Consider the following 22,147-nt stretch of genomic DNA (forward strand, 5'->3'; position numbering starts at 1 on the left):
TCTCCCCGGTCACATCTCCCAACTGCGCTACTTGAGCTTGCCTGGGTGTTGCATATTTCATATCTCGCCCTTATCCAGATGACTTCTTCAAACGCGGAGCAATAAAAACACTCATTTGACAAATTTACATTTAATAATTGGCAAATATATTTGTATAATGAGTGAAAACAACCGCCTTTATTTGGCTAAGTGATTGTATATGCTCAAATATATATGTAATTATTGTTTAAATTGTCAAATAGAACTAGGTTTTTATAAACGCTGCACTAGTTCAATCCCATGTTTGAAAAATTTAAGCTGCCTACTGGCTGGTGTGTTCATCACTCAATCGGCCATCAATGTTTCTGCAGAGGAATTTTCACCAGCAGAACGTGAATTTCAGAATAAGCAGCGCCAGCAATCCCAGGAGATGCAGAACCTGGAAATACTCAAGCAATTACAAGAGCAAGAAAAAACCTCCAAACCTATTCCGCCTAAAGTGATACCCCCTGCAAGCCAGGGTGGCAAAGCCATGTTGATCAAACAGATCACCCTGGATGTAGGTAATGTCGATGTTGCTCAGCCCGAGGAAATTATCAAGCGTTATCAAGGTCGAGCGTTGAGCAACACTGATTTAGTGGCGTTGTTGCGTGAAATCAATGACTACTACGCAGCCCAAGGCTATGTCACCTCGATGGCGACTATACCCGCACAGGATTTGAGTACAGGCACTCTGATAATCCGCATGCTTTGGGGAAAGTTATCGGGCTTTCTTATCAATGGCCAGCCGCCGCAAGGGTGGTATGAACATGCGATGCTGGTAGGCGCCATGCCTGGCATTGAAGGCAGCATCTTCAATATTCATATCAGCGACCAAATAGTAGAAAACCTGAATACGGCAGGAAAGTCAGTCCAGGTTGAGGTGGTGCCAGCGCAAGAGCAAGGCTATTCCTATCTCAATCTCAAAGTTGTGCGGCGCTTGCCTGTGTCGGGTTCACTTTCGATAGACAACTCCGGCAGTGAGCGTGCCGATGGCAATACGCGAGCTTCAGCACAAGTGACTATCAGTGATGTTACTGGGGGTGAACGATAGTCTCAATCTTAATACCAGCAAGCGCTTTTTCAATCGACGCACAGATGATACCTGCAGCACAACAAGGTGATAGTAATGCAGCTTCACCAAGTGGTCTCCCCGATGCACCTCCACCGATACCAGTAAGGACACCTGCGCCGCTACAAGCGGACAGTAATACAGGCTCAGTAGGTGGTCTCCCCGATGTACCTCCGCCAGTACCATTCAGGAAGCCATTGCCGCAACAAAGTGGCAGTAATGCAGCCTTGCCAGAGGGTGGCTCGGATATACCTCCCCCGCTACCATCAAGAAGGCCAGCACCGCAGCAGGCCGATAGTCATCCTGACCCAACAGGAGATAGGGCTGGTAATCTCAATCCGGAGACAAATGAGGCTGCCATCATTAACCGAGGGAATGACCCTGATGCCGAGGCACAAAAACAACGGGCTGAACGGCTGAAAGAGAATTATGGCGTAGCTGAGCAGTATTTACCTGGGCCCGCTGGGTTGACCGATGCAGAAACCATGGGCGTGGGTTTATATACCAATGGTGTATATATTCCATTAAACAAAGCGTTGCGGTCTGGAGAAACCTTGGTTGGTGGGTTGGCGGATATTGACCAAGCAATGCAAGATGCCTTGCCTAGGCTTAGCGATGGGAGAGTGATAAAAACTTTCCGCGGGGGTAGATTGCCACCAGGGCTAGAGGGCACAGAAGGGTCAGTATTCAAGGATGAGGCTTATTTATCAACATCAAGAGACTATAAGGCTTCTAAGGATTTTGCGGGTAAAAGCTATTCCAAGGAGTACATCATCTTCGGTAAGTCTGGTGCTGATGTATCCAATATATCGATTGAAAGCAACGAACGCGAAGTCTTGTACAACAGAGGAACCGAGTTTGACATATTGCTAACTGCGCCAGATAACAAACGGATAGTGATGGAAGAAAAAAATCTGCCGTGGGGTACTGGTCACAAGGATAAGCAGGATCTGGCTGGCATTCCAGCGCCAGATAAACCACAAGATAGCAATGCACCAATCTCCGGAAAGCCCAAAGCTAAAGAGTTCGAAGATATATTCATTCCTAAGTCAGTGATCCCTGAACCTGAAGATATCTCTTTGGAAAAGAGCGACCAGAGGCAGTCAGAGCCTCAGAACGTAGAGCCGCCAAAGCCGAAACAAGCAAATAGCCAGAAAAAAGATGGTGAAGATGCGGCACCGCCCATAAAGATTGACGCACCTGAAACTTCCTCGCAGGAACTCAATAATTTCACTGAGCCACCGCAAAGTATCACTGACAAGCTTGGCTCTCTGGCAAGTCCGATTAGTCCGATAGTAGGCGAGGGTAAAGATAGTAAAGAGCCAGGTGGAGAAAATCGGCAATTAGTACCTCCACCACCGCTTCCATTGACCGCTGATTATCTATCACAATTTGATAGTCCACCATCGTCTCCAGATGAATCAGCCAGGCTCAAATTTGTATGCACTCCAAAGGTGGTAGAGAGTACCCATCATGAGGAGGAGAATAAAATTCTTCCTCGATTTGATATTGATAATGAAATCAAAAATCAACTGGGAGATGAAATAGGGAGAGGTGCGTATGGTGTGGTTTATCAGGATAAGACTGATCCTGATTTTGTCATTAAGAAATTCATAGGTAAAGACCCCTCAGTTGATTATATTGCTCAAGATGAAGCTGAGCGATTTGCAAAATATTATGGGGATGATTCAGTAGAAATCATCAAGACAAAAGATGCGGTTTACTTGAAGATGTACAAAGTTCCTGGTCTGCCAATGAGAGCTATAAAATCTTATCCAGAGGGAGCTTCCGATGCATTCCATCGCATGATGATGAAAATGGAAAATGCCAATATTCCGCATGTTGATTTGCATGCAGGAAACTTTATGTTTTCTGAGCAGCTAGGTGAGTTTTTCCCGATAGATCTTGGTAAGGCTGGTTACACTGATTCTGAGATTGCTCAGTTGCCAACATTCAAATCAACAGCAAATAACTATGATCATTTGGTGGATAGGATTAGTGGGCAACGAGTTGGGATGAGTGACTGGGAAGTGCTGGATTTGGTATACAGTTTAGCTGGTTCGACAGAGGCCCAGGCCTTAACCCCTGTTGAGATTTATGTATTAGGAAAATTATTCCCTCCACGCAATCAAAATGAAGCATATGACGGAGATTTTTTGAATAATGTGATAGTTGAGGGGAAGGATGCGGATGAGTTTTATAATCGCGTGATTCCTAATTTTGATGTTGAATCTCTAACGCTTAAGGACTTAGATAGTCTGGCTAAACAATGGCATGAACATTACAACTTCAAGCACCCTGGGGAGATACAGTTCAACCCAGACCCTTCGCAGTAAAATATGGGGGGTATGCTGATATTTACGTCTGTTATTGCAAGTCAATAATGTCTGAATAGTGGATATCAGCGCAAAATAAAACGCCCGATGGTTTGCATCGGGCGTTTTGAAGGCTGGTAACACTGAGCCGAATTATTCTGCGGCAGCTTTCTTGCTTGTGCTGGTCTTGGCGCTGGCGGTTTTTTTTGTCGTAGCCGCTGCAGGCTTTTTAGTCGTAGCTGCCTTTTTCGCTGCAGGCTTAGCTGCCGCAGCCTTCTTGGCAGCTGGTTTCTTTGCCGCTGTCTTCTTGCTAGGCGCTTCCTTGGCCGCCTTGGCGGTCAGCAGTTCCAGCGCCTGTTCCAGCGTTAAGCTTTCTGGCTCCTGACTCTTGGATAGGGTAGCCCTTAGCTTGCCATGCTGCACATAGGGGCCGTAACGGCCCGAATAAATGGCGATGTTGCCTGTGCCATCCGGGTGTGCACCCAGTTCGCGTATAGGCGCAGGGCCAGAATGGGCTTGAGCCAATAGTTCTACCGCGCGTGCCTGATCTATATCAAACACGCTGTCGCTACGCGGAATGGACTTGAACTTGCCATCGTGGTTGACGTAAGGACCAAAGCGCCCGAGGTTGGCGACAATCTTCTTGCCAGTTTCTGGGTGCAGACCCAGGTCACGGGGTAGCGCAATCAGTTTAAGCGCGGTTTCCATATCCAGGCTGGAAAGTGGAATTTCCTTGGGAATGCTCACGCGTTTGGGCTTTTTCTTGCTGTCGGCTTCCGGCAGACCTATCTGCAGATAAGGGCCGTAGGGACCATTTAACAGCAGGATATCCTTGCCGCTTTCCGGCTCCTGACCCACTACGGTAGGTTCGTTGCTATTGGTGCTGGTGCTCGGGTTGCGGATGTAATCGCACTCCGGGTAGCCAGAGCAGCCGATAAACATGCCAAAGCGGCCTAACCTGGATTGCAGCGGCTTGCCACACTTGGGGCAGTTTTCATCCAGCATTTCCACGCCTGGGCGTTCTACATTGCTCTTTTCCAGAATCTGGGTGTTAAAGCCTTGCCAGAATTCATTGAGTACGGGAATCCACTCGCGCTCGCCTTCGGCAATATCATCCAGCTCGTTTTCCAGATTGGCAGTAAAGCCGTAATCCACATAGCGCGTAAAGTGCTCGGTGAGGAATTTGTTTACCACGCGGCCTACATCGGTAGGCGTGAAGCGCTTTTTGTCCAGCAAGACATATTCTCTGTCCTGCAGGGTGGAGATGATGCTGGCATAAGTGGAGGGACGGCCTATGCCAAACTCTTCCAGCGCCTTGACCAGGCTGGCTTCGGAGTAGCGTGGTGGTGGTTCGGTAAAGTGTTGGTCGCCGAATATCTTTTGCACCGCCAGCACTTCGCCAGTTTCTAAGACTGGGAGTTTGCTGTCGCCTTCTTCTTCCTCGTCATCCACCCCTTCACGGTAGACGGCGATAAAGCCTGGGAAAACCAGGGTTTGGCCAGTGGCGCGGAACAAGTTGGATTCATTGCCTATGGCCAGATCAACGCTGACAGCATCAAACTTGGCCTGGGTCATTTGGCAAGCCAGAGCACGTTTCCAGATCATCTCATACAGATTGAACTGCTCAGGCGTGAGGAAAGCGCGCATGCTGGCCGGAGTGCGGGAGATATCCGTAGGACGTATGGCCTCGTGCGCCTCTTGCGCGTTCTTGGCCTTGGTCTTGTACATGATGGGCGACTTGGGCAGGTAGTCGGCGCTGAAATTCTTTTTGATGTAATCACGAATCTGCATCACGGCTTCAGCAGCCAGGCTGAAGCTGTCAGTACGCATATAGGTGATGAGACCTGCGGTGCCGCTACCGATATCAATACCTTCATACAACTGCTGCGCCACACGCATGGTGCGGCTGGTGGTAAATCCCAGCTTGCGCACGGCCTCTTGTTGCAGGGTAGAGGTAGTGAAGGGTGCGGCAGGGCTGCGGCTACGTTGTTTCTTTTCTACACGGGTGACCGTGGTTTTGCCTGCACTGGCCAAGAGCAGCTTGCCAACAATTTCCTGCTGCTGATCATGGTTGGTGACGGTGAATTGTTCTACCTTCTGACCATCGAGTTGTACCAGCTTGGCGTCGAAAGCATGTTGATGCTTGAGCGATTCTAGATGGATGGTCCAGTATTCCTGGCTCTTGAAAGCTTCAATTTCCAGCTCGCGCTCGACGATCAAACGCAAGGCTGGACTTTGCACACGCCCGGCAGATAGGCCGCGGCGTATCTTCTTCCACAGCAGGGGAGAGAGGTTGAAACCCACAAGGTAATCCAGCGCGCGTCTGGCCTGCTGGGCGTTGACCAGCGGCATGAGAATATCGCGCGGTTGGTCTATGGCGTTCTGCACCGCGTTCTTGGTGATTTCATGAAACACCACGCGCTTGAGTAATTTGTCTTTGAGCAGTTTCTTGCTCTTGAGTATCTCGCGATATGCCAGGAGATGGCCTCACCTTCGCGGTCCGGATCGGTTGCGAGGTAGATGGCGTCTGCATTCTTCACTGCCTTGGCGATAGCATCGACATGTCTGGAGTTGCGGTCTATGACCTCATACTTCATGGCGAAGTCCTGCTCGGGATCGACCGCGCCAGTCTTGGGCACGAGGTCGCGCACATGGCCATAGGAGGCAAGCACCTCAAAATCCTTGCCCAAATACTTCTTCAGGGTTTGGGCCTTGGAGGGTGACTCGACGATTAGCAGTTTGGACATGGGCACACAGTTTGTGGGATGCAGAGCGGCAGATGATAAGAGGTATTTGGCTCACGCACAAGAAAGCGCTGTAAATTTAGGCGCTTGCCACTTGGGCTGAGCTATTGATTCTGCCTGGGGCTCTCGTGCTGTCAGCGCGATGCTTATTCACTGACAGCAGAGTGCACGTTATGCCGTATTGCGGCGGAACTCTATGCGTGTTCCCTCGCTTGTCGCCAGCGTAAGCGCAGGGTTGTTCTCTTTATCTATATCACCAAACAGTGGGTCTTCATCTTCTACCCGGGTCTGCGACATATTCTTGAAGTCATAGAGATCAGTATCGGCGAGGTGCGAGGGTTCTACATTGCCTATGGCACGGAAGATATTGTTGATACGGCCCGGTTGATCACGCTCCCAGGCTTGCAGCATGTCTTTGACCTTTTGGCGTTGCAGGTTTTCCTGAGAGCCGCACAGGTCGCACGGGATGATGGGGAATTCCATGCTGCGGGCATAACTGGCAATGTCGCGTTCAGCACAGTAAGCCAGTGGGCGTATCACCTGGAACTCGCCCTTGTTGGTGGCTAGCTTGGGCGGCATGGCTTTCATCTTGGCACCAAAGAACATATTCAGGAACAGGGTCTCGACTATGTCGTCTCTGTGGTGACCCAAGGCAATCTTGTTGGCACCCAGTTCCTGTGCCGTGCGGTAGATAATGCCACGGCGCAGGCGTGAGCATAGTGAGCAGGTGGTCTTGCCCTCAGGGATTTTCTCTTTGACGATGGAATAGGTGTCGGCCTCGACAATGCGATGCTCCACGCCTAGTTGTTCAAGATAGGCGGGCAAGATATGCGCGGGGAAGCCAGGCTGCTTCTGATCCAGATTCATCGCGATCAGCTTGAAGTTGATAGGCGCGCGTTCTTGCAAGGCCAGCAGAATCATCAGCATGGTGTAGGAATCCTTGCCGCCGCTCATGCAGACCAGCACGGTGTCACCTTCTTCTATCATGTTGAAATCGCCTATGGCCTTGCCTGTGGCGCTGATCAGGCTGTTGCGTAGCTTGAGGAAGCTATTGGAGGCATTGTCGGGGTAATGTTTAATCATCGTGTACAAAACTTATAGATTGAGCGAGCGGCCGCCATCGACGGCCATGACGTGCCCGGTAATAAAAGGAGCGTCCTGCAACAAAAAGCGCACGGCCTTGGCAACATCGTCACCCTCACCTATGCGCTTGAGCAGGGTTTGCGAGATCACGCGCTGGCGGTAGACCTCGTCAAATTGGGGGTTATCTTCAGGCCACAGCACAGGGCCAGGTGCCACAGCATTAACACGCACTTCTGGGGCCAGTTCATGCGCCAGGGATTTGGTAAGGGTGACCAGGCCTGCTTTGCCCACGCTATAGACGATATAGCCTTTCTTCGGGCGCTCCACGTGCATATCAGTGATGTTGATAATGCTGCCCTGGGTCTTTTTCAATTCTGGTGCGGCGGCTTGCGATAAGAATAAAGGCGCCTTCAGGTTGGGGCCTATCAAATCTTCCCACTGGTGCTCGGTAATGGCACCAAGTTCGCTGGGGTAATAGCTGGAGGCATTGTTGATCAGCGCATCCAGGCGACCAAAATGCTGTACGGTTTCCTGTACTAGGGTAGGAAGCACGCTGAGCTTGAGCAAATCACCCTGAATTATTGCCACGGAATTGGGGCGCTTGAGGTTGAGCTCGGATTGCAGGGCACGGGCTTCACGGTTAGAACTGCGGTAGTGGATCATCAACTTGGCACCCCCTGCATGCAGCAGGCGGCAGATGGCGGCACCCACGCGCTTGGCACCACCAGTGATCAGTATGACTTTGTTTTCCAGGGAGGAATCCACGATTGTTCCAGATTGCTTTCAGGCTTGCGAGTAACTAGCGATTATAATCTAAATACTATGAACATCTCTGCATTGCCTGTGCCCGATGCCGCGGCACTGAACCATCAAGAACGCGTACTGGCCCATCTGCATAGCCAAATTGAAGCGTCTGGCGGCTGGATAAGTTTTGCTTGTTATATGGAACTGGTGCTGTATGCGCCAGGCCTGGGCTATTACAGCGCCGGAGCAGAGAAGTTTGGCGCAGCGGGGGACTTTGTCACTGCTCCGGAAATGACCCCGGTATTTGGCCAAACCCTGGCTAGACAGATCATGCAGATATTGCAGCAAAGCGGTGGCAATGTGCTGGAGCTGGGGGCAGGGCGTGGCCGACTGGCAGCGGCAGTGCTGCAAGAGATGCAGCGCGCAGAGGCCTTGCCAGCGCAATATCTCATTTTGGAAGTAAGCGCTGACCTTAGGCAGGTGCAGCAGCAACATCTGCAAGCGGTATTGCCCGCAGAGTTGTTGCAGCGGGTTTGCTGGCTAGAGCAGCTACCCGAGAGTCATACCGGGGTAGTGCTGGCCAATGAAGTGCTGGATGCGATTCCTGTGCATGTGCTGCGCAAGCAGAATGGTGAGCTGTGGGAACTGGGCGTGGTTTGGGATGCGCAGCAAGGGTTGCAGTGGCAGGCCAGGCCGCTGGCAGTTGATGTCCAAAGTGATGCTGAGTTGATCAAAACGCTAACAGCCTTGGCGTTGCCAGATGACTACCAGACCGAAATCAATCTTGCCAGTCAGGCTTTGATCGCCAGCGTGGCCAATTGCTTGCAACAAGGGGCGTTGCTGCTGATTGATTATGGTTTTTCCCGCGCCGAGTATTACCACCCTCAGCGTAGTCAGGGCACCTTGATGTGCCATTACCGCCATCATGCCCATGGCGATGCGCTGTTATATCCCGGCTTGCAGGATATTACCGCCCATGTTGATTTCACAGCGATTGCCCAGTCTGGATTAGCCCATGGCCTGCAAGTGTTGGGTTATGCAGGTCAGGCGCAATTTCTTATCAACTGCGGCATCACAGACCTGATGCTGCGGGTTTCGCCACACGATGTGACTGAATATGCGCCCATGGCCAGCCAGGTGCAAAAACTGCTGTCACCTGCTGAAATGGGTGAGTTATTCAAGGTTCTGGCCTTGGGGCGCGGTGTGAGTGGTCTCATGGGCTTTGTTCGCGGTGACCGCTCGCATAGCCTATAATCGCGGTTTTTTAGTGGTTGAGTCGAGCATGGATCAGGAAAGCAAGATTCCGGAAAACACAGACAGCGAGAACCTCTCGCCGGAAGAGCTAGCCAAGCGCCCCATACGCAGTTTCGTCTTGCGCCAGGGACGCCTGACCCATGGTCAGGAGCGCGCGCTACAGGAGCTAATGCCGGAGTTTGGCCTGCCCTATGCGGCGCAAACCCTGGATTTGACCCAGGTGTTTGGCCGAGAGCAAAGCCTGAAAATACTGGAGATAGGTTTTGGCATGGGCGAGAGCACTGCGCGCATTGCCCAAGCTCATCCTGAGCAGGATTATCTGGGGGTGGAAGTGCATACGCCCGGCGTAGGCAGTCTACTCAAGCAGATAGGCGAGCTGGAACTCAAAAACCTGCGCATCATCCAGCATGATGCGGTTGAGGTGTTAAAGCATATGCTGGCGGATGCCAGTCTGGATGGGGTGCATATTTTCTTCCCCGATCCCTGGCACAAAAAGCGCCATCACAAGCGCCGCTTGATACAGGCGGAATTTGTGCGATTGCTCTGCAGCAAGCTCAAGCCGGGTGCTTATTTGCATGTGGCCACGGATTGGCAGGAATACGCCGAGTGGGTGCTGGAAATATTGCAGCAAGAGCCGCAGTTGCAAAACACCGCGGCCGATTATGCCCCCAAGCCGGATTACCGACCATTGACCAAGTTCGAGAACCGCGGCATCAAGCTAGGCCACGGTGTCTGGGACATCATCTTCCGCCGCAAATAACCATTTGCCAATCACGCTTTCCGCTTCCTCCACGCCTTGCTTCTTGAGGCTGGAGAAAAGCTGAACGCTGGTATTGCCCCAATGCGTTTCCAGTTCCTTCTTCACATCGCGTAACACCTGAGTGCCAGCCTGACGTGACAATTTGTCTGACTTGGTCAGCAACACATGGATGGGCTTGCCACTCGGGCTGTACCAATCCAGCATCTGTCTATCCAGCGGCGTCAATGGATGGCGACTATCCATCACCAATACTAAACCGCCTATGCTGGGCCTGTGGCTCAGATAGTTAGCCAGCGTCAGCTGCCAATGCTTGCGCAAGGCTTCAGGCACTTTGGCATAGCCATAGCCAGGCAAGTCGACGAGGAATCTGTCATTGCCCAGGGTGAAAAAGTTGATTAACTGTGTACGGCCAGGTTGCTTACTGACAAAGGCCAGGCGATTGTGGTTGGCCAGGGTGTTGAGCGCGCTGGACTTGCCCGCGTTTGATCGGCCAGCAAAGGCAACCTCTATGCCTGCTGGTGGGGGTAAATCACTCAGCTTGTGGGCAGAGATATGAAAAGTGGCATTCTGAAACAAAGGCATGGGCAAATACGACCATAATCGGAAAAGGGAAAAATATTAGCACGAAGTAGGGTTTTATATAAAATGCGCCCTGGGTAATTAGTAGCATGCATGTACTTAGGAGTTGCGATGGCTTTGCGTAAACTAGCGGTTCTGGCGATGGGCGCCCTGATGACGATGGCGGTGGCTTCTGTTCACGCCGAAGACGGGGACGAAGACAATGTTGCCAGCAAGGTGCCTGCGCAGGCGCAAATTTGTGCGGGTTGCCACGGTCCAGATGGTAACAGCTTGGTCCCTATGTTCCCCAAAATTGCAGGCCAGCACCCAGAATACCTGGAAAAACAGCTTAAGAACATTAAATCTAATGTGCGCTTAAGCCCGGTGATGATGGCAATCGTTGCTCCCCTGAGTGACGAAGACATGGCGCTGTTGGGAACCTATTTCTCCCAGCAACCTGCAAAACCAGGTACTCCTGGTACTAGCGGCCCTGGTTCTGTTGGCGAGAAGATTTATCACGGTGGCATCCCAGGTGCGGGTGTGCCTGCCTGTGCTTCCTGCCATGGTGCACAAGGTGCAGGTATAGCGCCTGGCTTCCCACGCTTGGCTGGTCAGCATGCCAATTACACAAGCACTCAGGTCAAGGCCTTCCGTGATGGTCAGCGCAAGAACGACGCTGCCAAGATGATGCGCATGGTCTCTGCCAAGATGACCGATGAAGATATCGCCGCCGTGGCTGATTATATTCAGGGCCTGAAATAAGCCGCTATAGACTGCGGTCTCCTAATAAATAAGGCAGGCCTGACAACCAATTGGCAAGATGGCGCGTTAAGGGTGGCAATAGCCGCCCTTATTCATTTCTAAGGCCGCGCTTGCAACCAGGGTTGCAACCAAACAGTGACTTCATTGTCCTATCTCAAATTTTTCGAATGGCTTGAGTTTTGAAATCCCCAACATCCAGCAGTCAAAGACTCTATGAGTTACTGAGTTCCATGCGGTTTGCGGTCAGCGTGCTGGTCATATTGGGTATTGCTTCCATCATAGGCACGGTACTCAAGCAGAACGAGCCTTACACCAATTACATCGTGCAGTTTGGCCAGTTCTGGTTTGATTTCTTCAAGCTGCTGGGCATGTACGATGTCTATCACACGGGCTGGTTCCTGGTGATTCTGGTGTTTCTGGTGCTTTCCACCTCGCTATGTATCTACCGTAACACCCCCTTGATGCTGCGCGAACTGCGCGCCTACCGCGAGCATGCCAAGGAAAGCTCGCTGCGTAGTTTCAGCCATCAGCACGAATATCACACGCCATACTCCACCGAAGAAACCACAGGCAGGTTAGGTCAATTCCTCAATGCCCACGGCTGGCGTTACAAGGTGGTAGAGCAGGAGAACGGCGACAGCTTGTTTGCCGCCAAGGCTGGGAGTTATCAGCGCCTGGGTTATATCCTCACCCACGCTGCCATTGTCATTATCTGTATCGGCGGCTTGATGGATGGCAACCTGGTGTTCAAGGCGCAGGAAATGCTGGGTTATAAGAAAATTGAAACCCGCGATGTTGCCGAAAAAGCCGTGCCTCCGGAAAGCCGCATGTCTCCTGCCAATCTTTCCTTCCGCGCCAATATGACACTGCCGGAAGGTGCGGGTGCCAATGCCGCCTTTATGCGTGTGCGCGATGGGTATTTGGTGCAAGACTTGCCTTTTAGCATCGTGCTCAAGCAGTTCCGTATTCAACACTACGAGACCGGGCAGCCCAAGTCCTTCGAGAGTGACATCATGATCATAGATCCTGAGCTTGATGAGCCGGTCACGGCCACCATCAAGGTCAACCATCCTTTGATCTACAAGGGCGTGGCGATCTATCAGTCTGATTTCGGCGATGGCGGTTCCAAGCTGAACTTCAAGGTGTGGAATCTGCGCGGCGAGCATGCGACCTCCATCCCGTTTGAGGCACGGTGTTCAATCATTACACCGTGAGCGGCGGCAATAGCCCACTCAGTGTGGAGTTGGCGGATTTCCGCATGTTTAACATCTTGAACTTGTCTGTGGATGGCAAGGGCAAGCCGCGCAATGTAGGCCCCAACGTTACCTTCAAGGTGCGCGATGCCGAAGGCCAGGCCCGCGAATACGTCAACTATATGAATCCGCTGCTGCTGGATGGGCGCCGTTATTACCTTTCAGGCGTGCGTGCCATGCAGCAGGATACCTATCGCTATCTGCGCATTCCTGCGGATGAAGACGACAGCATAGACGGTTATATGAACTTCCGCGCCGTGATGTCTGACCAATCCCTATACCCAGAAATCGTGCGCCGCGTCAGCAAGCTGGCCTTGTCCGGCCATGGCGATATGGCGGCCGATACACGCGAGAAATTTGAAGCCAGTGTGCTGCAACTATTGCAGGCTTTCAATCAGGGTGGCTTTGGCCGTGTAGCCGAGATGATAGATCAGGCCGTGCCCGAGGCGCAGCGTGCCGGGGCTGCCCAGGCTTATCTTAAAGTCGTCACCACTGCAGCGTTTGAGGCTTATGCCATCAGCCGTGAACGTGCTGGTTTGCCGCCTGCCCAGGCGGGTGATGAGGTGCAGCCTTTTGTTGAAGACAGCTTGCATGCCATGAGCGATAGCTTCTACTACGGCGCACCTTTATATATGCAGCTCAGTGGTTTTGAGCACAGGCAATCCAGCGGATTGCAGCTGACCAGGTCTCCAGGCAAGACGCTGGTGTATTCTGGCTCGGTGCTGCTGGTGCTGGGTATTTTTGCCATGATTTATATTCGTGAGCGCAGGATATGGCTGCTGGTCAAACCAGAGAGCCACCGTGTGCTGTTTGCCATGTCGGCCAATCGCAGAAACCGCGATTTCGAGGTCGAGTTTGTTAAAGTGCGGGAAAAACTGGCGCGGCTGCTGGAAAATCAGCATGTGGCCTAAAGCCTGAATAGGAGTTGATGATGAAAACTGCTTATGCGATGGAGATGCCGGAGCCGCTGTTTAAGCGTCTGGGGTTGTTAGATTGGGCTTATGCAGCCTTGCTGTTAGTAGGTGCCTTGTTCGCCTTCCAGCAATATGGCGGTTTTATGGATGCCTACGAGGTTGGCTTTTTGTTTGGCGCTGTTGGGCTATTCAGCTGGCTGGGCTGGCAGTGGAAGCCCATGCGTGTGCTCTTGCTGGTGATTGCCGTCACCAGCCTGTTTGCCATTCAGCTTTACCAGGGGCAGCAAGCACGCACCAATGAAGTGTTCCTGTTGAAATTCCTCTTGGCCAGCCAGTCTGCCGTGATGTGGATGAACGTGCTGTTTGTGCTGGCCATGCTGGCCTATTGGCTGGGCTTGCTGGCACGTGCGCCGTTTGCTTCCAAGGTAGGCTCCGCCTTGGTCTGGTCTGCCGTGGCCATGGGCTTTGTCGGCTTGCTGGTTCGCTGGTATGAGTCTTACCTGATTGCACCGGATGTGGGGCATATCCCCATCAGCAATCTGTATGAAGTATTCATTCTGTTCTGTCTGATCACGGCGCTGGCTTATTTGTATTACGAAGCGCGCTACGCCACACGCCAGTTGGGTGGCTTTGTGCTGGTGGTGATTAATGCCGCGGTGGGCTTTATCCTTTGGTATACCTTTGATCGCCAGGCGTATGAAATTCAACCGCTGGTGCCTGCGCTGCAGTCTTACTGGATGAAAATCCATGTGCCTGCTAACTTCATAGGCTATGGCACCTTCTCGCTGGCCGCCATGGTGGGCGCAGCTTACTTGCTGGTAGACAAAGGCATTCTAGCTAGCCGCCTGCCCGGCCTAGAAGTGCTGGATGACTTGATGTACAAGTCCATCTCGGTAGGTTTTGCCTTCTTCACTATCGCTACCATTTTAGGGGCGATGTGGGCAGCTGAGGCCTGGGGCGGTTACTGGTCATGGGACCCCAAGGAAACCTGGGCGCTGATTGTGTGGTTGAACTATGCTGCCTGGCTGCACTTGCGCTTGGTTAAGGGGCTGCGTGGGCCTGTGCTGGCCTGGTGGGCCTTGATCGGTTTGCTGGTGACGACCTTTGCCTTCTTGGGCGTCAATATGTTCCTGTCCGGTTTGCATTCTTACGGCGAACTCTAAAGCGATAGAGCCAGAGGCGATACTCTGGCTCTAGAGCCTGACTCCTGACTATCAGTTTAGCTTAGGCAGGTTTGCTGGCTAGCCTGAATCGCACTTCACCCACGCGGTTTTCCTGTAGGCCCAAGAGATAACCCGCTTGCTGCGCTTGGCGTCCGGCTTGATATAAGCCTATGCCCAAGCCGCCTTCTGAACGTATGCGTTTGCGGAACAGACTTTGCGCAACTTCTTCGGGCATAGGGTTGCCGCTGTCGCTGACCTCAATAAATACTTCGCTATCAATATTCAGTTGCGCCTGAATAATCAGGCCAGATTCATGCTGGGCCTTGGCCAGGGCGTTTTGCAGCAGGTTATCCACCACGCTATCCCATACCTCGCTATCAATACGCTGATTGCTCTCATGCTGACAATGTTCGCTGAATTGCACACGGGTGCCGGTATAACGCTGTTGCAGGTTATCCCACCATTCCAGCACAGGTAGCATGCGGCTATTCTCGTTGCGTGGTGCGCCCAGCTTGTCCAACGTTAGCGCTAGGCGCTGATTAAGCAGGGGCAGTTGACGGCGTATCAAGGCCACCAGGCGCTCATTGTCAGCTTCGCCGCTTTGCTCAGCTGCCAAACACAGGGCGCTCATGGATTGCACAATATTCTTCATATCATGCGTCAGCCTGGCACCCGTTTCATAGATCGCCTGCATATAGGTGTTTTGCAGCAGCGCCTCTTCACGGCGCTTGGCCTCGTGGAACTCACCGAGAATCTGTGTCAGTAGTTTTAAATGGATGGTGAGCGCGGGTGTCAGCGGCCAGCGGCTATATAGCGTGAGTTGAAAATCGTGAAACTCCAGATCGGCGTGGTAGGGCGCTTGGTTGCCAAACTCACCATCATCTTCATCCGTCTGCCATTTGCCACCTGCCACCCAGGGCAAGGTTTCCACCTCACTCATGGCTGCCAGCATAAACTCCTTGGCGCTGGTCTCGCGCTCGGCCAGTTCGGCAATATTCTGTATCCAGCGCTCAAACGGCAGGCCCACACTGAGTAGATAGCGCGACAACATCTGGCCTATGCCGCTAAAGCCAGCGCGTGGGTTCCATAACCAGCTTGCCAGCAGCAGGCTGGCCGCCAGGCCGAACACTACCCACACCACAACCTCGGCATAATCTGCCTCGCTATTCCGCGCAATGGTGAAAATGCTGAGGATTAACGTGACTGAAAGCAGGAACAGCAGCAGGGTATAAAAGAAATCCAGGATGGGCGCGTGCTGATGGGTTTCTTTCTGTACGCGCTGGAACAGAATCATCAGCGGCAAGATGGGTAGCAGATAATGCATCAGGAATTCTGATACCGCTAATGCCGAAGTGGCATCCAGCAAGTTGGGGATGACCCACAGCAATAGCACTGACAATAGATAAGTGGCGGCCAGCAAATTGCTCATGCGCGAGGCGCGCGCGGTGGAGGAGAAAATACGCCCACCGAGCAAGCCAAACAAGGCAGAGAGCCAGATGGCGATCATCCACCAACTCACCAGCCAGGCTAATAGTGCGCCGCCAGCGACAAACAATACAATGGCGCGGGGAGAAAGCTTTTCTTGCGTCTGCCAGATGGGTTGCCAGATCAGAAACAAGCCATAGTGGCAGAGCAGCAAACCCTTTTGCAGCGGGTCATCAAAGCCCCAGAGCAGCACGCCGTGAAAGCTTAAGAGCATCAGTCCTAACATCCATTGATGCAGGTTGGAGGCGCTGGGTTTGTAAGGCGAAAGGTGCTTGCTCAGGCTGGCCATGTAGATTCTATTATTCGGCGGAATGTGTCGTAATTCTGTCAATGTCGATGAAATCTCAACACTTAATGCTGAGCTCGGCTAGTCGGGAAAAATTCACCAAACCTGGATAAACCCACGCCAGTATTGGTTTCGCGCCTATGCGGCCACCAATGGCATCTGGCATGAGAGTTGCATATCTTGTACCAACTACAATTTGTGAAGTGGCGACTAGCGCTGCTTTGCGCAAGGATAGCATATGAAAAAATCTTCCGGCTTTACGCTGATCGAACTAGCCATCGTGCTGGTGATCATCGGCCTGTTGTTGGGCGGCGTACTCAAGGGCCAGGAGTTGATCAACAGTGCCAAGGTCAAGAATCTGGCGGCTGACTTCAAGAATGTGCAGGTATATGTTTATGCTTATCAGGACAAATATCGTGCTTTGCCAGGAGATGATGGTGCGGCTGATACCCACCTAGGCTTGGCAGCGGAGGTAGTTAGACCAGGAAATAGCAATGGTGTGATTAACGGAGCATGGAACTCGACTGAGCTTAATGCAGAGTCGGTTCGATTTTGGCAGCACGTAAGATTGGCTGGATTTGCACCAGGCCAAACTGTGGCCGCGGCAGCTGCTGACCTGTATCAAATGAATAGTGAGGGTGGCCGTATAGGTATTCAGAGTGTCAGTGGTGATGCTGGAATACCTTCTGCTCCGACTGCGATGACCAGCGGGAACGTCATATGCTCAGGAGCTATACAAGGTAAATTTGCTAAGCAAATTGATCTTACTCTGGATGATGGTGATACTGCGACAGGCTCTGTACGTGCCTATGCCACCGGTGTCGCTAATTGGGCGCCTCTTACTGGGGCTGGCGCTATTGCTGATGCGCAGCAATATAACGTTTGCATGTCTTTCTAAGCAGTCCGGTACTTAGAAAAAAGCCCGCCTTTGCGGGCTTTTACTTTTTCTGGTTATGCCTGCGGCGGCTTTTGCTTTAAAATAGTCTGCTGACCAGAAAGTGGTAACTATGACCGACAACATCGTCGAAATCGACAATCTATCCTTTGGCTACAAGAATCGTTTGCTACACAAGGGCATCAATATGGTGTTCCCGCGCGGTAAAGTGGTAGCCATTATGGGTGGTAGTGGTAGTGGCAAGACTACCTTGTTGCGCCTGATAGGCGGGCAAATCAAGCCGCGCGGCGGTGAGGTGCGTGTTGCTGGCAAGGTAGTGCACCAGCAGGATAGAAAAGGCTTGCAAGCCTTGCGCCGCAAGATGGGTATGCTGTTCCAGCAAGGCGCTTTGTTCACCGACCTTTCGGTGTATGAAAACGTGGCCTTCCCCATGCGTGAACATACGGACCTGCCTGAAGCCATGATACGTGATCTGGTGATGATGAAGCTGAATGCCGTGGGCTTGCGCGGCGCGCGTGATCTCAAGGCCACTGAGCTTTCCGGCGGCATGGCGCGGCGTGTGGCCTTGGCACGTGCTGTGGCGCTGGACCCTTCCATCATTATGTATGACGAGCCTTTGCGGGTTTGGACCCTATCTCCATGGCGGTGATCTGTAATTTGATCCGCAATCTTAATGATGCCTTGGGCGCTACTTCCATCATCGTCACCCATGATGTGCAGGAAGTATTTGCCTTTGCCGATTATGTTTATTTTGTCGCCGATGGCGTGGTAGCGGCTGAAGGCTCCCCTGAAGATTTGCGCAAATCTGACCTGCCGTTTGTGCACCAGTTTGTGCATGGCGAGGTGGATGGCCCAGTGCCATTCCACTACGCAGCACCAGATTACAAGCAGGATATTTTGAGGAGTAGCCATGTTTAGTGCATTGGCGAATATGCTGCGTGGCATAGGCCACCGCATCGTCGATAGGTTGTGGCGCTTTGGTTCCGGCCTGCGTTTCTTCTTTTATGTTCTGATTTACTCCGGCGAGAGCTTCCGTAGGTTGCATCTGACCATACGCGAGATTTATTTCACTGGCGTGATGTCTCTGATCATCATCCTGGTTTCAGCTTTCTTTGTTGGCATGGTGCTGGCCTTGCAGGGCTATAACACTTTGCAGCGCTATGGCTCCTCAGAGGCCATAGGCGTGCTGGTAGCCTTGTCGCTGGTGCGCGAGTTGGGCCCGGTGGTGACAGCGTTGCTGTTTGCAGGCCGTGCGGGTACTGCAATTACTGCGGAAATTGGCTTGATGAAAGCCACCGAGCAATTGTCGGCGATGGAGATGATGGCGGTGAGCCCAGTGGCGCGTGTGGTTGCACCACGTTTCTGGGCTGGCGTGTTCTCTATGCCTTTGCTGGCAGCGCTGTTCTCTATGGTTGGCGTGCTGGGTGGCTACCTGGTAGCTGTGCCCGTCATAGGCGTAGATTCGGGCGCGTTCTGGTCGCAGATGCAGGCCAGCGTGGATTTCCGTGAAGATATTATTAATGGTGTCATCAAGAGCGTGGTGTTCGGCGTTGCTTGTACCTTGATTGCACTGTTTGAAGGTTTTGATGCACCGCCCACCGCAGAAGGGGTGAGTCGAGCCACCACACGCACAGTGGTGAACTCCTCACTGGCGGTATTGGGTCTGGATTTTGTAATGACTTCGTTCATGATTGTTGCGTAAGCGCAACACACTGGAGAAAAGATGGAACGCACAACGATAGATCTTTGGGTAGGTATTTTTGCTGCAGCGGGTGCAGCGGCCTTGTTTGGCCTGGCCCTAAAGGTAGGTAATTTCAACAGCGCCACCTTGGGTGAAACCTACAGTGTGACTGGCGCTTTCGAGAATATAGGCAGCCTCAAGCCACGTGCCCCGGTCAAGAGTGCGGGCGTGGTGGTAGGCCGAGTAGATAATATTCGCTTCGATCCTGAGACCTATGAAGCGCTGGTGACAGTGAAGGTTGATAAGCGCTATCCTTTCCCCAAGGATACGTTTGCCAATATTTACACTGCAGGTTTGCTCGGTGAGCAGTACATCGGCCTTGAGGCTGGTGGCGATGACAAAATGCTGCAGGATGGTGACAAATTCAGCAAGACACAAGATGCCGTGGTACTGGAAAAGATGATTAGCCAGTTCCTCTATAGCAAGGCATCAGAATCCAACGAAGACAAAGAGGCGAAATGAACATGAATAATGTAAAGAGCTGGATTGCAGCGCTGGCATTGCTTGCGACTAGCAGTGTTGCACTGGCAGAAGTTGGCCCGGATGCTTTGGTGAAAAGTACTGCCGAAGATGTATTGGCCGTGGTGAAGAAGGATAAGGATATCCAGGCTGGTAACCAGAACAAGATTTTTGCTTTGGCTGAAGAGAAAATCCTGCCTAATTTCAACTTCGAGCGCGTTTCCCGCTTGGTATTGGGCAAAGCATGGAACAAGGCCAGCACAGAGCAAAAGCAGGCTTTCCAGCAAGAGTTCCGTAGCCTGCTGCTGCGTACTTACGCAACTGCGCTCTCCAAGTATCGCAATCAAACCATTGAGTACAAGCCTTTCCGTGCGCAAGACGGTGAAACTGACGTTAAGGTCAAGACCCAGATTCTGCAACCAGGTGGTCAGCCCATCCCTGTGGATTACAGCCTGGAAAAGAACGGTGATAGCTGGAAGGTCTATGACATTACAATTGAAGGTGTCAGCCTGGTAACCAACTACCGTGGTCAGTTTAGCAATGAAATTCGCCAGGGTGGCCTCGATGGTTTGATTCAGAAGCTTGCTGCCAAGAATCAGGAAAATGCAAAGTAAGCAGGTATCGCTTTGGCTCAAATACAACAACAAGGTCACCGCTGGATAATTGGCGGTGATATCACGATCAATCAGGTAGAGCAGTTACTGGCAGAGAGCCGTAAGCTCAGCATGCCAGGTACGCTGGAGCTAGACCTTAGCCAGGTGGCAGAGGTGGATTCAGTGGCGCTCAGCCTGATTTTCGAATGGCTGCGCCTGGCGCAAGCCAACAAGGTTAATCTCACCGTGACAGGCCTGCCTGATAACCTGGTGAGTCTGGCCACTCTTTACGGCGTTCTGGAACTGCTTCCTCAGTCCAGTCATTGAGTTTTGGGGCATGCGCCCCATCTTTGATGCATGATTCCCGCAATTAACATACAGCAGCTACACAAGCATTTTGGCGATCTCCATGCGCTGAAAGGGGTAGATCTGTCTATAGAGCAGGGTGAGTTCTTTGCCTTGCTAGGCCCCAATGGCGCGGGAAAATCCACCTTGATCAACCTGCTGGCAGGCTTGCTGCGACCCAGCAGCGGTAGTCTGCAAGTCATGGGCCATGATGTGCATGCGGCTTATGCCGCGGCGCGTTTGGCGCTGGGGGTAGTGCCGCAAGAATTGGTGTTTGATCCTTTCTTTAATGTGCGGGAAATGCTGCGTTTTCAGGCAGGCTATTTTGGCCGTGGCCGTGAAAATGATGCCTGGGTGGATGAAATCATTGAATCCCTGGGCCTGGCCGACAAAGCGCATACCAATATGCGCAGGCTTTCCGGTGGCATGAAGCGTCGCGCCTTGATTGCGCAGGCCTTGGCGCACAAGCCGCCTGTGATCGTTCTGGATGAGCCTACTGCTGGCGTGGATGTGGAGTTGCGCCAGACCATGTGGGAGTTTATTCGCCGCCTGAACCGTGAAGGCCATACCATTATTCTCACCACGCATTATCTGGAAGAAGCCGAAGCGCTCTGTAGCCGCATCGCCATGATGAAGCATGGCGAAATTGTGGCGCTGGATAGCACGCGTAATCTCTTGAATCGGCTGCCAGGCAAGCGTCTCAAGCTGAGCTTGTCTGCACCTTTGCCAGAAGGCTTGCGTGCCTTGGTGCGCAGCGAGCAGGGTAGGGACTATATCCTGGCGATTGCCGATACCACGCAGCTGGAACTTATTCTGTCTGAACTGCGTGTGGCGGGCGTGAGCATTGAGGATATGCAGTTGATAGAGGCAGATCTTGAAGATGTCTTTGTGGAGTTGTTGAGCTGATGAAAACCTCACTCAGTACTTCAAGCAATGCTCGCAGCAATCTCTTGGGCACCTGGACCTTGTTCAAGAAAGAGCTGCTGCGCTTCTGGCGTGTAAGCTTCCAGACCGTGGCTGCACCCATCATGACGGCGCTGCTCTACCTGCTGATTTTCTCCCATGTGCTGGAAGACAAGGTACAGGTTTATCCTGGCGTCGGTTATACCGCTTTCCTGATTCCCGGCCTGATCATGATGTCGCTCTTGCAGAATGCTTTTGCCAATAGCTCATCCAGCCTGATTCAGTCCAAGGTCATGGGCAATATCATCTTTGTGATGCTGGCACCCATTTCTTATCTGGGTTTTTACCTGGCATTCCTTGCCGCTTCGATTATTCGTGGCCTGGTCGTAGGCCTGGGGATTTTCCTGGTGGCGCTATTGTTTATTGATTTACCGCTGGCGCATCCGGGCTGGATTTTAAGCTTTGCCCTGCTGGGCAGTGGTTTGCTTGGCACCTTTGGCATTATTGCCGGCATTTGGGCAGAGAAGTTCGACCAAATGGCGGCATTCCAGAATTTTGTCATCATGCCGCTGTCATTTTTGTCCGGCGTGTTTTACTCGATACATTCACTGCCACCATTCTGGCAACAGGTATCGCATCTCAACCCCTTCTTTTACATGATAGATGGTTTCCGCTACGGCTTTTTCGGTGTTGGAGATATTTCTCCATTTATCAGCTTGGGCGTTGTTGCAGGTAGCTTTTTTGCCCTATCATTGCTGACTTTACGGATGCTGAAATCCGGCTATAAATTACGAGGCTGA

The 22,147-nt window shown here is 52.2% G+C and carries 19 protein-coding genes and 2 pseudogenes; 16 read left to right on the forward strand and 5 right to left on the reverse strand.

The window, feature by feature from the left end:
* Positions 1-313: 313 nt before the first annotated feature.
* Positions 314-1,072, forward strand: a complete 759-nt coding sequence (locus JCM2850_RS18530) for a POTRA domain-containing protein (protein ID WP_159105153.1) — start codon at positions 314-316, stop codon at positions 1,070-1,072.
* 215 nt (positions 1,073-1,287) lie between these two features.
* On the forward strand, positions 1,288-3,426 hold the full coding sequence (locus JCM2850_RS20515; RefSeq protein ID WP_025871600.1) for an OspG family effector kinase: 2,139 nt from the start codon (positions 1,288-1,290) through the stop codon (positions 3,424-3,426).
* 132 nt (positions 3,427-3,558) lie between these two features.
* Here the strand turns inward: JCM2850_RS20515 and topA are convergent.
* From topA to JCM2850_RS10120, 3 genes and pseudogenes are all read right to left on the reverse strand, one after another.
* A pseudogene (gene topA, locus JCM2850_RS18540) lies at positions 3,559-6,152 on the reverse strand (type I DNA topoisomerase).
* A gap of 168 nt (positions 6,153-6,320) precedes the next feature.
* Positions 6,321-7,232: a tRNA 2-thiocytidine(32) synthetase TtcA gene (ttcA, locus tag JCM2850_RS10115; RefSeq protein ID WP_025871602.1), complete on the reverse strand. Its 912-nt coding sequence runs from the start codon at positions 7,230-7,232 to the stop codon at positions 6,321-6,323.
* Positions 7,233-7,244: 12 nt separating this feature from the next.
* The gene (locus JCM2850_RS10120) at positions 7,245-7,997 is read right to left on the reverse strand and encodes a pteridine reductase (RefSeq protein ID WP_025871605.1); all 753 of its coding nucleotides are present in this window, start codon (positions 7,995-7,997) and stop codon (positions 7,245-7,247) included.
* A gap of 57 nt (positions 7,998-8,054) precedes the next feature.
* On the opposite strand from JCM2850_RS10120, the gene JCM2850_RS10125 reads away from it, so the two are divergent.
* Together JCM2850_RS10125 and trmB are read left to right on the forward strand one after the other, a co-directional pair.
* Positions 8,055-9,230, forward strand: a complete 1,176-nt coding sequence (locus JCM2850_RS10125) for a class I SAM-dependent methyltransferase (protein ID WP_036265927.1) — start codon at positions 8,055-8,057, stop codon at positions 9,228-9,230.
* Between the two features lie 28 nt (positions 9,231-9,258).
* The gene (gene trmB, locus JCM2850_RS10130) at positions 9,259-9,990 is read left to right on the forward strand and encodes a tRNA (guanosine(46)-N7)-methyltransferase TrmB (protein WP_025871609.1); all 732 of its coding nucleotides are present in this window, start codon (positions 9,259-9,261) and stop codon (positions 9,988-9,990) included.
* Here the strand turns inward: trmB and yihA are convergent.
* On the reverse strand, positions 9,949-10,572 hold the full coding sequence (yihA, locus tag JCM2850_RS10135) for a ribosome biogenesis GTP-binding protein YihA/YsxC (RefSeq protein WP_025871611.1): 624 nt from the start codon (positions 10,570-10,572) through the stop codon (positions 9,949-9,951). The two genes, trmB and yihA, sit on opposite strands and share 42 nt — an antisense overlap.
* 108 nt (positions 10,573-10,680) lie before the next feature.
* On the opposite strand from yihA, the gene JCM2850_RS10140 reads away from it, so the two are divergent.
* The 4 genes from JCM2850_RS10140 to ccsB all read left to right on the forward strand — a co-directional run bounded on the left by JCM2850_RS10140 (position 10,681) and on the right by ccsB (position 14,640).
* Positions 10,681-11,310, forward strand: a complete 630-nt coding sequence (locus tag JCM2850_RS10140; RefSeq protein ID WP_025871613.1) for a c-type cytochrome — start codon at positions 10,681-10,683, stop codon at positions 11,308-11,310.
* Between the two features lie 230 nt (positions 11,311-11,540).
* Positions 11,541-12,524, forward strand: a complete 984-nt coding sequence (locus JCM2850_RS23985) for a cytochrome c biogenesis protein ResB (RefSeq protein ID WP_369384877.1) — start codon at positions 11,541-11,543, stop codon at positions 12,522-12,524.
* The gene (locus tag JCM2850_RS23990) at positions 12,503-13,474 is read left to right on the forward strand and encodes a cytochrome c biogenesis ResB family protein (RefSeq protein ID WP_369384878.1); all 972 of its coding nucleotides are present in this window, start codon (positions 12,503-12,505) and stop codon (positions 13,472-13,474) included. Before JCM2850_RS23985 ends, JCM2850_RS23990 begins: the two co-directional genes overlap by 22 nt.
* 20 nt (positions 13,475-13,494) lie before the next feature.
* Positions 13,495-14,640: a c-type cytochrome biogenesis protein CcsB gene (ccsB, locus tag JCM2850_RS10150; RefSeq protein WP_025871615.1), complete on the forward strand. Its 1,146-nt coding sequence runs from the start codon at positions 13,495-13,497 to the stop codon at positions 14,638-14,640.
* A 61-nt stretch (positions 14,641-14,701) separates the two neighbouring features.
* Here the strand turns inward: ccsB and JCM2850_RS10155 are convergent, their stop codons facing one another.
* On the reverse strand, positions 14,702-16,414 hold the full coding sequence (locus JCM2850_RS10155; RefSeq protein ID WP_025871617.1) for an ATP-binding protein: 1,713 nt from the start codon (positions 16,412-16,414) through the stop codon (positions 14,702-14,704).
* A 235-nt stretch (positions 16,415-16,649) separates the two neighbouring features.
* Between JCM2850_RS10155 and JCM2850_RS10160 the strand changes: the two genes are divergently transcribed.
* The 8 genes and pseudogenes from JCM2850_RS10160 to JCM2850_RS10195 all read left to right on the forward strand — a co-directional run bounded on the left by JCM2850_RS10160 (position 16,650) and on the right by JCM2850_RS10195 (position 22,147).
* Positions 16,650-17,309 carry a prepilin-type N-terminal cleavage/methylation domain-containing protein gene (locus JCM2850_RS10160; protein ID WP_025871619.1) on the forward strand — a complete coding sequence of 220 codons (660 nt, stop codon included), beginning with the start codon at positions 16,650-16,652 and terminating at the stop codon, positions 17,307-17,309.
* A 109-nt stretch (positions 17,310-17,418) separates the two neighbouring features.
* Positions 17,419-18,224 (forward strand): annotated as a pseudogene (locus JCM2850_RS18550) (ABC transporter ATP-binding protein).
* The gene (gene mlaE, locus JCM2850_RS10170; RefSeq protein WP_025871621.1) at positions 18,217-19,008 is read left to right on the forward strand and encodes a lipid asymmetry maintenance ABC transporter permease subunit MlaE; all 792 of its coding nucleotides are present in this window, start codon (positions 18,217-18,219) and stop codon (positions 19,006-19,008) included. The pseudogene JCM2850_RS18550 and the gene mlaE overlap by 8 nt, the downstream one beginning before the upstream one ends.
* A gap of 21 nt (positions 19,009-19,029) precedes the next feature.
* Positions 19,030-19,509: an outer membrane lipid asymmetry maintenance protein MlaD gene (gene mlaD / locus JCM2850_RS10175; protein WP_025871623.1), complete on the forward strand. Its 480-nt coding sequence runs from the start codon at positions 19,030-19,032 to the stop codon at positions 19,507-19,509.
* Between the two features lie 2 nt (positions 19,510-19,511).
* Positions 19,512-20,120 carry an MlaC/ttg2D family ABC transporter substrate-binding protein gene (locus JCM2850_RS10180; protein ID WP_025871625.1) on the forward strand — a complete coding sequence of 203 codons (609 nt, stop codon included), beginning with the start codon at positions 19,512-19,514 and terminating at the stop codon, positions 20,118-20,120.
* Between the two features lie 12 nt (positions 20,121-20,132).
* Positions 20,133-20,426 carry an STAS domain-containing protein gene (locus JCM2850_RS10185; protein WP_025871626.1) on the forward strand — a complete coding sequence of 98 codons (294 nt, stop codon included), beginning with the start codon at positions 20,133-20,135 and terminating at the stop codon, positions 20,424-20,426.
* Between the two features lie 30 nt (positions 20,427-20,456).
* Positions 20,457-21,350, forward strand: coding sequence for an ABC transporter ATP-binding protein (locus tag JCM2850_RS10190; protein WP_025871628.1), 894 nt, complete (start codon positions 20,457-20,459; stop codon positions 21,348-21,350).
* Positions 21,350-22,147, forward strand: coding sequence for an ABC transporter permease (locus JCM2850_RS10195; protein WP_025871630.1), 798 nt, complete (start codon positions 21,350-21,352; stop codon positions 22,145-22,147). Before JCM2850_RS10190 ends, JCM2850_RS10195 begins: the two co-directional genes overlap by 1 nt.

The organism is Methylobacillus glycogenes JCM 2850 (genome assembly GCF_000617925.1).
Taxonomy (GTDB): domain Bacteria; phylum Pseudomonadota; class Gammaproteobacteria; order Burkholderiales; family Methylophilaceae; genus Methylobacillus; species Methylobacillus glycogenes.